Annotated in this window: 12 protein-coding genes; 6 read left to right on the top strand and 6 right to left on the bottom strand. The window is 61.6% G+C overall.

Going from position 1 to position 12,956, the window contains the following annotated elements; genetic code table 11:
- Positions 1 to 85 precede the first annotated feature (85 nt).
- Both ABK249_RS28670 and ABK249_RS28665 read left to right on the top strand, forming a co-directional pair.
- Entirely contained in the window at positions 86 to 790 is a 705-nt protein-coding gene (locus ABK249_RS28670) for a GntR family transcriptional regulator (protein WP_227703952.1), read from the top strand.
- A gap of 25 nt (positions 791 to 815) precedes the next feature.
- Complete coding sequence (locus tag ABK249_RS28665; protein WP_227703951.1) at positions 816 to 2,807, top strand: alpha-glucosidase; 1,992 nt, start codon at positions 816 to 818, stop codon at positions 2,805 to 2,807.
- 28 nt (positions 2,808 to 2,835) lie between these two features.
- On the opposite strand, the gene ABK249_RS28660 is transcribed toward ABK249_RS28665, so the two are convergent.
- Genes ABK249_RS28660 through ABK249_RS28645 form a run of 4 tightly spaced genes read right to left on the bottom strand, consistent with a single transcriptional unit; the run spans position 2,836 to position 5,965 of the window.
- On the bottom strand, positions 2,836 to 3,477 hold the full coding sequence (locus tag ABK249_RS28660; protein WP_037152733.1) for a ThuA domain-containing protein: 642 nt from the start codon (positions 3,475 to 3,477) through the stop codon (positions 2,836 to 2,838).
- Positions 3,478 to 3,494: 17 nt separating this feature from the next.
- Entirely contained in the window at positions 3,495 to 4,598 is a 1,104-nt protein-coding gene (locus tag ABK249_RS28655; RefSeq protein ID WP_037152731.1) for a Gfo/Idh/MocA family protein, read from the bottom strand.
- A 36-nt stretch (positions 4,599 to 4,634) separates the two neighbouring features.
- Entirely contained in the window at positions 4,635 to 5,834 is a 1,200-nt protein-coding gene (locus tag ABK249_RS28650; RefSeq protein WP_037152729.1) for an ROK family transcriptional regulator, read from the bottom strand.
- The gene (locus ABK249_RS28645; protein ID WP_265105708.1) at positions 5,831 to 5,965 is read right to left on the bottom strand and encodes a hypothetical protein; all 135 of its coding nucleotides are present in this window, start codon (positions 5,963 to 5,965) and stop codon (positions 5,831 to 5,833) included. Before ABK249_RS28645 ends, ABK249_RS28650 begins: the two co-directional genes overlap by 4 nt.
- A gap of 98 nt (positions 5,966 to 6,063) precedes the next feature.
- Between ABK249_RS28645 and ABK249_RS28640 the strand changes: the two genes are divergently transcribed.
- The 4 genes from ABK249_RS28640 (at position 6,064) to ABK249_RS28625 (ending at position 10,387) form a co-directional block, all read left to right on the top strand.
- Positions 6,064 to 7,362, top strand: coding sequence for an extracellular solute-binding protein (locus tag ABK249_RS28640; RefSeq protein ID WP_227703950.1), 1,299 nt, complete (start codon positions 6,064 to 6,066; stop codon positions 7,360 to 7,362).
- 110 nt (positions 7,363 to 7,472) lie between these two features.
- Positions 7,473 to 8,420 carry a carbohydrate ABC transporter permease gene (locus tag ABK249_RS28635; protein WP_037152726.1) on the top strand — a complete coding sequence of 316 codons (948 nt, stop codon included), beginning with the start codon at positions 7,473 to 7,475 and terminating at the stop codon, positions 8,418 to 8,420.
- Entirely contained in the window at positions 8,413 to 9,294 is an 882-nt protein-coding gene (locus ABK249_RS28630) for a carbohydrate ABC transporter permease (RefSeq protein ID WP_227703949.1), read from the top strand. The genes ABK249_RS28635 and ABK249_RS28630 overlap by 8 nt, the downstream gene beginning before the upstream one ends.
- A 22-nt stretch (positions 9,295 to 9,316) precedes the next feature.
- Complete coding sequence (locus tag ABK249_RS28625) at positions 9,317 to 10,387, top strand: ABC transporter ATP-binding protein (RefSeq protein ID WP_227703948.1); 1,071 nt, start codon at positions 9,317 to 9,319, stop codon at positions 10,385 to 10,387.
- A 2-nt stretch (positions 10,388 to 10,389) separates the two neighbouring features.
- Here ABK249_RS28625 and ABK249_RS28620 read toward each other — a convergent pair whose 3' ends face one another.
- Both ABK249_RS28620 and ABK249_RS28615 read right to left on the bottom strand, forming a co-directional pair.
- The gene (locus tag ABK249_RS28620) at positions 10,390 to 11,010 is read right to left on the bottom strand and encodes a nucleoside triphosphate hydrolase (protein ID WP_227705208.1); all 621 of its coding nucleotides are present in this window, start codon (positions 11,008 to 11,010) and stop codon (positions 10,390 to 10,392) included.
- Positions 11,011 to 11,060: 50 nt separating this feature from the next.
- On the bottom strand, positions 11,061 to 12,956 hold a 1,896-nt coding region (locus tag ABK249_RS28615; RefSeq protein WP_348864661.1), incomplete at its 5' end, for a xanthine dehydrogenase family protein molybdopterin-binding subunit.

Here is a 12,956-nt window from a genome sequence, read left to right as displayed (position 1 = left end):
TGTCACTTGCATAACATCCGATTTTATGTAGATCAATGATGTATCAATTTAGGTCCACGGTTCCTGGGGAGGGGAGCGGGAGTTCATGGAAAGCCATCCGGGCAGCCTGCCGATCTATCTGCAGATCACCGAATTGCTCGTGCGCGACATCGCGGCCGGCCGGCTGGTCGATGGGGAGAAGCTCGCGCCGGAACGCGATCTGGCGGCTGAGCTCGGGATTGCAGTCGGCACGCTGCGCAAGGCGCTGGCGGAACTGCAGAGCCGTGGGCTTCTGGACCGGGTGCAGGGGTCGGGCAACTATATCCGGGCGATCAGCGACCCGAAGAGCGTCTATGCCATGTTCCGGCTGGAGCTCATCCAGGGTGGGGGGCTGCCTACGGCCGAGGTTCTGGATATTGTTCGGCTCGACAAACCGAAGGACCTGCCGGGGTTCGGCTTTTCCCCGGAGGGACACAGGATTCGGCGGGTCCGAAAACTGTCGGGGAAGGTGGCGGCGCTGGAGGAGATCTGGCTCGACGGCTCCTATATATCGGCGATCACGCCGGAAGACCTTTCGGAATCCCTCTATCTCTACTATCGCAGCCGGCTTGGCCTCTGGATCTCCCGGGCGGAAGACAGGATCGGTCTCGACACGGTGCCCGAATGGGCGCCGCCGGTTTTCGGACCGAAGCCGGGCGCGCCGGTCCCTCATGTGCTGCGCATGAGCCAGGCGCAGGATGGCGTAGTGGCTGAGGTTTCCCATACATGGTTCGACCATTCCGTGGCGCGTTACGTGTCGCGGCTCAGGTAGGTCATCCGAATTGAGTAACGCACATATGAAATTCGAAACGACGTCAGACGGCTTTTCCATCTCGCTGAACGGACGCCTGATCCTGCGTCATGGCGCCTCCTCGCCGTCCATTTTCATCGGTCATGGCCAGGAGCGGATGGAGATGTATCGCGGCAATTTCGAGGTCGAAGACTATATCGAAGAGCGCAGTCCGCTCAGGCATGTGGAGGTCGAGGACAACAGAATCAGCCTGTCGGAGGCGAAGGGCCGCGCGCCGCGTCTGGAACTGACGATCTCGGATTCTGTGATCCACTTCCGATCGCTGGACGACACCATCAACCGCCTCTGGATTCGCATCCCTGCGGAGAGCGACGAGCATGTCTGGGGCGGCGGCGAACAGATGTCCTATTTCGACATGCGCGGCCGCCGTTTTCCGCTCTGGACCTCCGAACCTGGAGTCGGGCGCGACAAGACTAGCGAGATCACCTTCAAATCCAACCTGAAGGACAAGGCGGGCGGCGATTATTACAACACCAATTACCCGCAGCCGACCTATATCTCCTCGGCGCGTTACGCGTTGCATGTGGAGACTTCCGCTTATTCCGTCTTCGATTTCCGTCGCAAGGCATTCCATGAGATCGAAGTCTGGGCGGTTCCGGAACGGATCGAGTTCTATTCCGCGCCGACCTTCATCGAACTGGTGGAAGCATTGTCGCTGCGTTTCGGGCGGCAGCCGGAATTGCCGGAGTGGGTTTACAACGGGGCGATCATCGGCCTCAAGGACGGCATCAACTCCTTCGACCGGCTGGCAAGGATGCGGCAGGCCGGTGTGCAGATCTCCGGCCTCTGGTGCGAGGATTGGGTCGGCATCCGCCAGACCTCGTTCGGCTCACGCCTCTTCTGGGACTGGCAGGCGAACGACGAGCGGTATCCGGGCCTGCGGCATCGCATCGCCGAGCTGAACGACCAGGGCATTCGCTTTCTCGGCTATGTAAATCCCTATCTCTCCGTCGACGGGACTTTGTTTCCGGAGGCTGAGGCGGCCGGCTATTTCGCCAAGGACCAGCTCGGCCGTACAGCAATTGTCGATTTCGGCGAGTTCGATTGCGGTGTGGTCGACTTCACCAACCGGCAAGCCGCCGAATGGTTCGCCGAGGAGATCATCGGGCGGCGCATGCTCGATTTCGGGCTTTCCGGCTGGATGGCCGATTTCGGCGAATACCTGCCGATCGATGTCGAGCTTTCGAACGGCATCGACGCCAAACTGATGCACAATGCCTGGCCGGTGCTCTGGGCCGAGGTCAATGCCAGGGCGGTGGCGAGCCGCGGCAAGACCGGCGAGGCACTGTTCTTCATGCGCGCGGGTTTTACGGGCGTGCAGAGACATTGCCCGCTGCTGTGGGGCGGCGATCAGTCGGTGGATTTCTCCCGTCACGACGGCCTCGTCACCGTCATATGCGCGGCGCTTTCGTCAGGCCTGCTTGGCAACGCCTACCACCATTCCGATATCGGCGGTTACACAAGCTTGTTCGGCAATGTCCGAACTTCCGAACTTCTGATGCGCTGGGCGGAGATGGCCGCCTTCACGCCGGTCATGCGCACGCATGAGGGAAACCGGCCGCGCGACAACATCCAGATCGACCAGGATCCGGAGGTGCTCGCGCATTTCGCACGGATGACGCGGATCTACGTGCATCTGGCGCCCTATCTGAAAACGCTGTCGAAGGAGGCGGCTGCCCGCGGCCTGCCGGTCCAGCGACCGCTCTTCCTGCACTACGAGTACGATCCAAGGACCTATCCCATCCAGGATGCCTATCTTTACGGCCCTGAACTGCTGGTGGCGCCGGTCTGGCATGCGGCGCAGGAGAAACGCACCGTATATCTGCCGGAGGGTGCGGAGTGGGTGCATGTCTGGAGCGGTGAGGCGTTTTCGGGCGGGCAAGAAGTGACCGTCGCCTCGCCGATCGGTAGTCCGCCGGTGCTTTATCGCAAGGATGCAGCGTTTGCGGAGATTTTTGCGACATTGAGGGAAATTTGAGGGCGGCGAGCCGTCCTCAAATTGGATATCACCGCGCCGCCCAATTCGCTCCACGTCTAAAGATCGTCTTCATCTGCGGCACATCGAATTCCTTCGCCTGATGGCCGAGCGACGAATAGAAGACGCGGCCCTTGCCGTATTTCCGCTTCCACACCACCGGCATGACGACGCCGTCAATCCAGTATGCGTGATCGCCGGTGAAGGTGGTCGTGGCGAGGACCTCATTCGAGGGGTCGACATGCATGTAATACTGCTCGGACGTGTAGGGGAAATCGCTGATCCCTTCCATCAAGGGATCGTCGGGCCGGGTGATGTTCACGGTGTAGTCGATGATGTTGCCGGGATGGGCCACCCACTGGCCGCCGATGATGAACTGGTAATCGACGGAATCGCGGAAAGCGTCGCCCGCGCCGCCATGGTAGCCGGCGATGCCGACGCCGTTCTGTACGGCCGCGGCGAGGTTCTTCACCTCTTCCTTCTCTATCTTCGACATGGTCATGATCGGCACGATCAGGCTGAGATCATGGATCGAGGGATCGGCGAAGGCTTCGGTCGAATGTTCCAGATAGACCTTGAAACCATCCTCTTCGAGCATGTCCTTGATAATGGCTGCGCATTCCTGCGGCTCGTGGCCGCTCCAGCCGCCCCAGACGATCAGTGCTTCGCGCATTTTCTTCTCCTCCAAAATCATAAGGCCAGCAGGCCGTCGATCAGCGACTCCGACAGGGGTGCCGGGCGTTCCGTTGCAGTGGTGATGGTGATCGTCCGGCCTTCCGCGGCTGCCGTGTGGAAGGCTTCCATGACCTCCAGTACATGCAAGGCCAGATCGCCGTTCGCCCGGTGCGGGCGATTGGAGCGGATCGCATAGGCCATGTCGGCGACGCCGATCGAACGGTAATTGCCGTCCGCATAGGGCATGGTGACCGGCTGGTCCTCGAACTGGCCGCCCTTCTTCAGATATTCGACCGGGCCGGCGAAACGGTTCGGATCCGGCACAATCAGCGTACCTTCGGTACCATAGACTTCGAGCGGTACATGCTTGTGGCCGGCGACATCGAAACTCATGCCGATCTGCACGACCGCGCCGTTGGCGAAGCGCATCACGCCCGCCACATGGGTCGGCACATGCACGGGAATGCGCTCGCCGTTGCGCGGTTCGCTGGTGATGGTGCGCTCCTTGCGCGGGGTGATCGCAAAGCCCGCGACCTGCGCGACAGGGCCGAGGAGATTGACGAGATCGGTGATGTAGTACGGCCCCATGTCCAGCATCGGGCCGCCGCCGACCTCGTAATAGAAGGCGGGGTTCGGGTGCCAACGCTCATGGCCGGGGCACATGAAGGTGGCCGTGCCGCCGACCGGAATGCCGATGACGCCCTGGTCCATGAGCGCGCGGGCGGTCTGGTGGCCGCCGCCGAGGAATGTATCGGGCGCTGCGCCGATGCGCAGGCCTTTTGCCCTGGCGGTATCGGCCAGTTTTTTCCCTTCCGCGAAATTAATGCCGAGCGGCTTTTCCGAATAGGTGTGCTTGCCGGCTTCCAGCGCCTGCAGTCCAACCGCGACATGCGCTTTCGGGATGGTCAGGTTGACGATGATCTCGACTTTCGGATCAGCCAGCAGATCAGCGACAGCCTTTGCCTGCAGATTGAATTCGGCAGCCTTGGCCTCGGCGAGATCGCGATTGAGGTCGGCCAGCCCGCGAATGTCGAGGATCGGAAAGGTGGAGGTCATCGCCTTCAGATAGGCGCCCGAAATATTGCCGCATCCGATGATGCCGATACCGACTTTGTCCATCATTCTCCTCCCGATGAATTCTGCCTGTTCGATGCGTCAGAGCGCCGGTCCCGTGGTGCTCCAGGGCGATTCGTAAAGCTCGTAAAGCGCGACGGCGGCAGCGCCCTGAGCCCAGAAATCGTCCGTGGAATCGTCGAATACGAGCTCGCTGACACCCTTAAGCGACGGTGGAATGGCAAGCGCATAGGCATCGCGCAAACTGTTGAGAAATGGCTCTCCAAGCGCCAGCGACGACCCGACGAGGATCACGCGCGGCGGCGCGAACAGCGTGACGATATTGGCGATCGTCAGTCCGATTGCCTCGCCGGCACGTACCGCCGCGGTGATCAGTCGGTCGTCATCGGCCTGGATCAGCGCCTGGACATGGGTCATACCGCGACCGAGCCGTATCGCTTCGGCGAAACGCCCATCAGTCTGCTGTTCACCCAGAATGGCGCTCTCTCCCGCCTGACTTGAAAGGCGTATGACGCCTTGTGGGCCGATGCCGAGCACAAGGTCTCCGAGATTGTGGCTGAGGCCGCCGGCACCGCGAAAGAGCCGATTGCGATGCAATACGCCGAGCCCCAGCGTCTGCTCCAGCGAGACCAGAACCATGTCTTCCAGCTCACGGGCCTTGCCGAACCAGTGGTGGCCAAGCGTGATGGCGTGCGCGTCGCTCTCGATAATCGTCGGCGTCGACAGGCGCGCTGACATTTCTGCAGCAAAATCAATATTGACTTCGCGAAAGATCGGGCTCGATCGGATATGGCCGGTGCGGTGTTCGACGACGCCGGGAATGCCGAGGCAAACGCTGTCGACATCCTCCAGCGAGAGGCCGGCATCTACAACGCAGCGACGCACGCCATCCTCGACAAGATCAGCGATTACCGCGATCGGCTGCCGGTCGATGCGGATCGGCAGCGTCAGCGTCGAAAGCACGTCGCCGCGGAAATTGGCGACGACGAAGACCATGCGGCTTGCGGCGATCTTGGCGCCGACGACGCGGGCGGCGTCCTGATTGACCTCCAGCATGACGCGGGGGCGACCACGCGCGGCCGCGTTGCGGATATCGCCTTCATGGCGGGTCAGGATCAGCCCGTCGTCGAGAAGGGATGCGGTGATCGCCGAAACGGTGGTGGTCGAGAGTTCTGTGCGTTCGCTGATCTCCACCCGGGAAATAGGTCCATGTCGCCGGATCGTATCCAGCACGCTCAAACGGTTGATGGCGCGCATCAATTCGGGATCGGCAGTCTTCATTGCGCAGGCATCCAGAACCCAATCAGTGCCTGCGGATTTTTTACGCCAGGCAAATTAAATTCACTTTCTTCTAGAGCGGAATTTCGCATAAGTGCAACAGGAATTTCTGTAAAGGCCGCATTTTCGCGCATTCAAGGCCGCTTCTCTGGGCAAGGTATTGACAGATTGCTAACGTCCGCGTTTATTTAATCCGGATGCAGAAATAAAGCGCTACGGGAGGAGTGCGATTATGGCTATCATCAGGACACACGGAATACGCAGGTTCAAGGTCGCGGCCCTGGGGGCCGCCGCGCTTATGGCAAGCGCCGCAGTCGCGGCTGCGGAATCGGTCATCACATGGATGTATGTGGAGGCCCAGCCAAACGTGATCGATGTCTGGCGCGGCATTGCCGAGCAGTTCGAAAAGGACCATCCGGGCGTCAAGATCGAGATGAAATTCCTGGAGAACCAGGCCTTCAAGGCGAAGATCCCGACCCTGCTGCAGTCGTCCGAAGCGCCGAGCATGTTTTACACCTGGGGTGGAGGCGTGCTGAAGGCGCAGGCGCAAACCGGCATGCTGCGCGACGTCACAGGGGCGCTTGATGCCGATGGCGGCGCCTGGCGAAACACGATCAACGCGGCGGCCGTCGATGCGCTGACCTTCGACGACAACGTCTGGGCGGCACCCTTCAGGACCGGCGTCGTCGCTTTCTATTACAACAAGGAGCTGTTCCAGAAGGCCGGTGTCGATGCTTCCACGATCAAGACCTGGGGTAATTTCACCGATGCCGTCAAGAAGCTCAAGGCAGCCGGTATTACGCCGATCGCCGGTGGCGGCGGCGACAAGTGGCCTCTCCATTTCTACTGGAGCTATCTTGCCATGCGTCAAGCCGGCCACCAGGGGTTCGTCGACGCCAAGGCGGGCAAGGGTGATGGTTTCGCCAGCGAGCCCTTCGTCAAGGCAGGCGAATATCTGGCTGAGCTCGGCAAGCTCGAACCGTTCCAGAACGGCTATCTAGGCGCTACCTGGAACGATGCGCTCGCGGCGTTTGGCGACGGGCGCGCCGCCATCATCCTGAGTTTCGAAAACACGCCCGGCACGCAAGCCGTGAATTCCACCAGCGGCAAGGGATTGCCGGTGGAGAATATCGGCAGGTTCCCTTTCCCGGCGCTTGACGGCGCGCCGGGGGTCGTCACCGACAATTTCGGCGGCATCAACGGCTGGACGATCACCAAGAACGCGCCGCCCGAGACCGAAGAGTTCCTGAAATATTTCAGCAGCCCGGATGTGCAGCGAAAGCTGGCCCGGGATGCGAAGATCCTTCCCGTGGCCAAGGGCGCAAGCGATGCCGTGTCCGACCCGCTTCTGAAGGTCGCCGCGGAGGCGATCGCCAACGAGACGTGGCACCAGAACTTCCTCGATCAGGATCTTGGGCCCAATGTCGGGGCCGTCGTCAACGACATGTCGGTCGCCATCGTTTCAGGCCAGCAGTCCCCGGCGGACGCCGCCCAGCAGATCCAGGACGCGTTTTCGCTTGAGAACCCGTAAGTCCTGATCTTTACCGGCACCGCATCGCCGATCGCGGTGCCGGAACGAGTCAGATGTCATTCATGTCATGAGCGACCGCCACCGGCAGTCGGGGAGCCGCGACCATACCGATGAATACGACGTCAATATTGGCCAAATCGCTGCCCGCCTCAGGCGCTGGCATCACCGGCCGAACCAATCGCCGCCGTCGCTCGTTTGCGAAAAGCAAGTGGCCGGTGCTCGTACTCTTCCTGCCGCCGGCTCTCCTGCTGTTCACCGTGCTGGTCATCCTGCCGATGGGGGAGGCTGCCTGGTATTCCTTCTACAACTGGAACGGTTACGGCCTGCCGACCCAATGGGTCGGGTGGCGCAATTATCAGCTTGTTCTGCGCAACAGCGCGTTCATCCAAGCGCTGATCAACAACGGCCTCATCATCCTCGTCTCGCTTGCCTTGCAGATTCCCCTGGCGCTCTGGCTCGCCACCATGGTGACGACCCGCATCCGTGGCGCGCTGTTCTTCCGGCTGATCTTCTTCCTGCCTTATGTGCTGGCCGATGTCGCCGCCGGCATGATCTGGCGCTTCGTCTATGACGGCGATTTTGGCCTCGCCGCCGGTATCGCCCATTTCTTCGGTTTCGAGGCGCCGTTCCTGCTGGCCGACCGCGACACAGCGATGTATGCGATCCTCGCCGTGGTGGTCTGGAAATATTTCGGCTTCCACATGATGCTGTTCATCGCAGGGCTCCAGGCGATCGACAAGAGCGTACTCGAAGCCGCCGATATCGACGGCGCCTCCGGCTGGCAGAAGTTCCGCCTGGTCACCCTGCCGCTGCTCGGTTCCACCGTCCGGCTGTCAGTTTTCTTCGCGGTCGTCGGCTCGCTGCATCTCTTCGACATGATCATGCCGCTCACCGGCGGTGGGCCATCGAACGCCACGCAGACTATCGTGACATTTCTCTACAATTTCGGCGTGACGCGCATGCAGATCGGTTTCGGCAGCGCCGTCGGCGTGATCCTGTTCGTCATCTGCGTGACCCTCGCCTTCAGCTACAAGCGGATATTCATGCGCCATGACTGATATTGCCGCACCACCGATCGACGCAGCAACGGAGCAGACGGGCGGCCGCAGGCTCTCCGTCGGGACCAGGACCTATCTCTATGTCTGCCTGATTGTCGTCGCTGCCCTGGTCATCGTTCCACTCGTGAGCACCGCGCTCGGCGGCTTCAAGACGCTGTCGGATCTGAGGGGCAATCCCTTTGGCCTGCCGTCGGAATGGCAGTGGAGCAATTACGGCGACATCATCACCAGCCAGCGCTACTGGCTGCAGATGGGCAATTCCCTGCTGATCGCCGCGCTCACCGTGTTCCTGACGCTGACATTTGCGGCGATGGCGGCCTTCTGTTTCGCCCATATCCGCTTTTTCGGCTCGGATTATCTGCTGAACTATTTCCTGACCGGCCTGATGTTTCCGGCTGCCACCGCCATATTGCCGCTCTATATCCGCATTCGCGATCTCGGTCTGCTCGACACCTATTGGGGCGTCGTGCTGCCGCAGGTGGCCTTCGGGCTCGGCATGAGCATCATCCTGTTCCGCAACTATTTCCGCGGCCTGCCGGTGGAGCTTTTCGACGCGGCCTTCGTCGATGGCTGCGGCTATTTCGGCTTCTTCTGGCACGTGACGCTGCCATTGTCGCGTCCGATCGTCGCGACCGTCGGCATCATCTCCTTCGTCGGAAGCTGGAACAGCTACATCCTGCCGCTCATCCTGCTGAATTCCGAAAGCCGTTATCCCTGGCCGCTCGGCATCATGGTCTACAAGGGAGAGTTCAGCACCGAATGGCATCTGGTGCTCGCCTTCATCACGCTCACCATCCTGCCGACCATCATCGTCTTTTTTCTCGCTCAGAAGCACATCATCGCCGGTCTCACCGCCGGTGCGGTGAAGTCCTGAGCGCAGGATCGGAGGTATTATCATGGCATCCGTCGAACTCAGGAATGTCCGCAAGGCCTACGGCTCGCTCGAAGTGATCCATGGCGTCTCCCTGTCGATCGAAGACGGCCAGTTCATCGCCCTGGTCGGCCCATCCGGCTGCGGAAAATCGACGCTGCTGCGGATGATCGCCGGGCTTGAAGAGATCACGGCCGGCGATGTCGTCATCGACCATGCGGTCGTGAACGATCTGACGCCGCGCGAACGCAACATTGCCATGGTGTTCCAGTCCTATGCGCTCTATCCACACATGACGGTGGCGGAAAACATGGGTTTCAACCTGCGCCTTTCCGGTGCGCCGAAACCGGTGATCGCCGAACGAGTCAATGAGGCGGCCCGCATGCTCGACCTCATGCCGCTTCTCGATCGCAAGCCGGCCCAACTTTCCGGTGGCCAACGGCAACGCGTCGCTATGGGCCGGGCGATTGTTCGCAACCCTGCCGTCTTCCTGTTCGACGAGCCGCTTTCCAATCTCGACGCGAAGCTGCGTGTGCAGATGCGCTCAGAAATCAAGACGCTTCACCAGAAGGTCGGTACCACCTCGATCTATGTCACCCACGACCAAATCGAGGCGATGACGCTCGCCGACCGCATCGTCGTGCTGAATCAAGGCCGGATGGAGCAGGAAGGTACACCGATGGAACTCTACAAAAAGCCGGCCAATCTCTTCGTCGCCGCCTTCATCGGCTCGCCGGCCATGAACATCCTCGATGGCACGGTAGACGGCGAGGGGGGCGAACCGGCGGCGCGCCTCAGCGACGGGACGGCGATCCGCATCGCGGCGGACCGCAAGGTGAAGCGCGGCCAGGCGATCAAGGTGGGCTTGCGCCCCGAGCACCTGAGCCCCGGTGTGGGCGGGACGGTGCTCGCGGGGCAGACTTTGCTGGTCGAGCCGACCGGGGCGCAGACACATGTGGTCTTCGACCTTGCCGGCCAGCCGGTCGTGGCGATCGTCGACGGCGAATATCCGGCCCGCTACGGCGCGCGGTTTGAGGCCAATATTCCCGCTGAACAGGTGCATGTCTTCGACCGCGAGAGCGGTGTCGCGCTGTAATTTCAGAATATCTCCAGCCGGATATCGGCGGGTCGCGAATTGGCGATGATATAGCGCCCGTTCGGCAGGTCGTTGCCGTCGAGTTTCCATGCGATGCCGGCTTCGTCGAGGCCATGATGGACCCATCGTGCGATGAGCCGTTCTCGCAGCACGTCTTCCGATGGGCCGACAAAGATCGTGAGATCGAACATGTCCTTGAGCCGCGACCAGGGGGCGTGGTCGATCAGCAGGTAATTGCCTTCCGCAAGCACGATATGGGTATCCGGCGAAATCGGGCGAGCCGAGGCGATGGCGATCTCGCGGGACCGATCGAAGACCGGCACCAGCACTTCCTCGTCCGCCTGCCGGACGGCCTTGAGGATGTCGGCAAAGCCGCGAACGTCGAATGTCTCCGGTGCGCCTTTGCGGGGCAGGAGGCCACGCGCGCTCAGAATGCCGTTGTCCATATGGAAGCCGTCCATCGGCAGAATCTCGACGGTTTCTCCGCGAGCGATGAGGGCTTCGCGCAGCGCATCGGCGAAGGTCGATTTGCCGGCGCCCGGCGGTCCAGCAATCGCGACGATGAACCGCCGCCTGTCTTTCGCGCGGTTCATCACGGTTTCAGCAATATCGTCCAGTTTCATCATCCGGCATCCTGCAGGGGACTCATCTCCGGACGATTTTATCGCTTCCGTCAGACGTTGGCACCCGCCGAGTTCAAGGCCGCCCAGACCCTATAGGGCGTTGCCGGCATATCGAACTCTTTGACGCCGGACCGGCGCAGGGCGTCCATCACGGCGTTCATCAGCGTCGGCAGCGCTCCGGTCGTGCCGGCCTCTCCGCCGCCCTTGGCGCCGAGCACGTTGGTGGGCGATGGCGCCGGCATGTCGAAGAAGCGCGGCGTCGGCATGAAGTCGGCGCGCGGCATGAAATAGTCCATGAAAGTGGCGGTCAGGAGCTGGCCGCTTTCGCCATCGTAGACGATCTGCTCGCCGAACACCTGGCCGGCCCCCTGGGCGAGGCCGCCATGCATCTGGCCTTCGAGGAGCGTGTGGTTGATCACATGCCCGGCATCGTCGACGCCGATATAGGAAATGACCCTGGTCTCGCCGGTGCCTGGGTCGATCTCCACTTCCGCGACATGCACGCCGCCCGGAAAATTGCGCTCCGGCTGGATCGACGCCAGCGTGTCGAGCGCATTGCCGTCCTGTGCGGCATTGCGGGCCGCGAGTTCCATAAGCGAAATGGAAAGGTTGGTCCCGGCGACCTTATAGTGGCCGTGGTCGAATTCGATGTCGTTCTCGGACGCTTCCAGCGCGTCCGCTGCGAGCTTGAAACCCTTTCTGACCACTTCGCGGGAGGTAACCGTGAGCGACGCTCCGTGTGAGGCCATGCTGCGCGAACCCATCGTGCCCGCGCCTTTCAGCTTGTGAGGGGCGTGAACACTGTTGGCACGCAGCGTAATCAGGTTCTCGTCGATGCCGAGTTCCTTCGCGACAAGTTGCGGGAACACCGTCTCGTGGCCCTGGCCGGCGGAACCGGAAAGAGTGTAGAGCGTCACGGTGCCGTCGGGCTCGAAGCGGATCTCGGTTTCCTCCGGCATGTGTCCGCCGCCGGATGGCTCGATGAAGATCCCCATGCCGATGCCGCGCAGATTGCCCTGCCTTTCGGACTGTTCCCGACGCGCCTCGAAACCCTTCCAATCTGAAATCGAGACGGCTTCCTCGATCATGGCCATGTAGCTGCCGCTATCGTAGACGGTGGTCGGAGTCTGATAGGGATAGGCGTCATCCGGGATCAGGTTCCTGCGACGGATCTCGACACGGTCCATGCCGATATCGACGGCGGCCTGGTCGACCAGCCGCTCGACCATGTAATTGATGTCGGGGCGTCCCGCGCCGCGATAGGCGGCGATCGGAGAAGTGTTCGTGAAGGCGAGACGGTTGAGTCCGAAGACGGTCGGAATCCGGTAGCAGCCGGTGCCGGTCAGCATCGGGTTCAATATGTTGATCAGCGCGCCCGGCGGCGAGTGATAGGCGCCGAGATCGCACACGACATTCATGCGGATGGCAAGGAACTTGCCGTCTTCGCCGAGCGCAAGCTCGCCGGTGAATTTTACCGCGCGGCCGTGGTAGTCGGCGAGGAAGCTCTCTGTGCGGCTGGCGGTCCAGCGCACCGGGCGACAGAGTTTTTTTGCGGCAAGCATGATCGCCGCATATTCCGGATAGGCGGCGCCGCGGATGCCGAAGCTGCCGCCGACATCGCCCATGTGGTGCCTGACCTTTTCGGGAGGATGGCCGGTGAAACGGGCAAGCCCGTCGGCAAGCCCCGTGCCCTGGCTGGCGGAATAGACGTCGAACCCGTCCGTTTCCGGGTCGTAGGCCGCGATGAAGGATTTGAGCTCCATGGGATTGGCGGCGACGCGCTGCGACTCGACCGTGAGCGTCGAGATATGCGTGGCGCTCGCGAAGGCTGCGTCGGTCGCGGCTTCGTCGCCAAATCCATGCAGGAAAACGAGATTACCCGGCACATCATCGAAGATCTGCGGCGCACCGTCATCAAGAGCCGCCTCGGGGCCGACGACGGCCGG

This window comes from Neorhizobium phenanthreniclasticum (genome assembly GCF_040066075.1).
In the GTDB taxonomy this organism is placed as follows: domain Bacteria; phylum Pseudomonadota; class Alphaproteobacteria; order Rhizobiales; family Rhizobiaceae; genus Neorhizobium; species Neorhizobium petrolearium.
Note: the sequence above shows the minus strand (reverse complement) of the source record. Positions and strands in the feature narration are given on the sequence as shown.

Bases quoted from the DNA above. Each gene is read 5' to 3' on its own strand.
- ABK249_RS28665 (WP_227703951.1), top strand. From the start codon at position 816: ATGAAATTCGAAACGACGTCAGACGGCTTTTCCATCTCGCTGAACGGA.
- ABK249_RS28650 (WP_037152729.1), bottom strand. From the start codon at position 5,834: ATGAAGACTGCCGATCCCGAATTGATGCGCGCCATCAACCGTTTGAGC.
- ABK249_RS28660 (WP_037152733.1), bottom strand. From the start codon at position 3,477: ATGCGCGAAGCACTGATCGTCTGGGGCGGCTGGAGCGGCCACGAGCCG.
- ABK249_RS28640 (WP_227703950.1), top strand. From the start codon at position 6,064: ATGGCTATCATCAGGACACACGGAATACGCAGGTTCAAGGTCGCGGCC.
- ABK249_RS28620 (WP_227705208.1), bottom strand. From the start codon at position 11,010: ATGAAACTGGACGATATTGCTGAAACCGTGATGAACCGCGCGAAAGAC.
- ABK249_RS28630 (WP_227703949.1), top strand. From the start codon at position 8,413: ATGACTGATATTGCCGCACCACCGATCGACGCAGCAACGGAGCAGACG.
- ABK249_RS28655 (WP_037152731.1), bottom strand. From the start codon at position 4,598: ATGGACAAAGTCGGTATCGGCATCATCGGATGCGGCAATATTTCGGGC.
- ABK249_RS28625 (WP_227703948.1), top strand. From the start codon at position 9,317: ATGGCATCCGTCGAACTCAGGAATGTCCGCAAGGCCTACGGCTCGCTC.
- ABK249_RS28670 (WP_227703952.1), top strand. From the start codon at position 86: ATGGAAAGCCATCCGGGCAGCCTGCCGATCTATCTGCAGATCACCGAA.
- ABK249_RS28645 (WP_265105708.1), bottom strand. From the start codon at position 5,965: ATGCGCGAAAATGCGGCCTTTACAGAAATTCCTGTTGCACTTATGCGA.
- ABK249_RS28635 (WP_037152726.1), top strand. From the start codon at position 7,473: ATGAATACGACGTCAATATTGGCCAAATCGCTGCCCGCCTCAGGCGCT.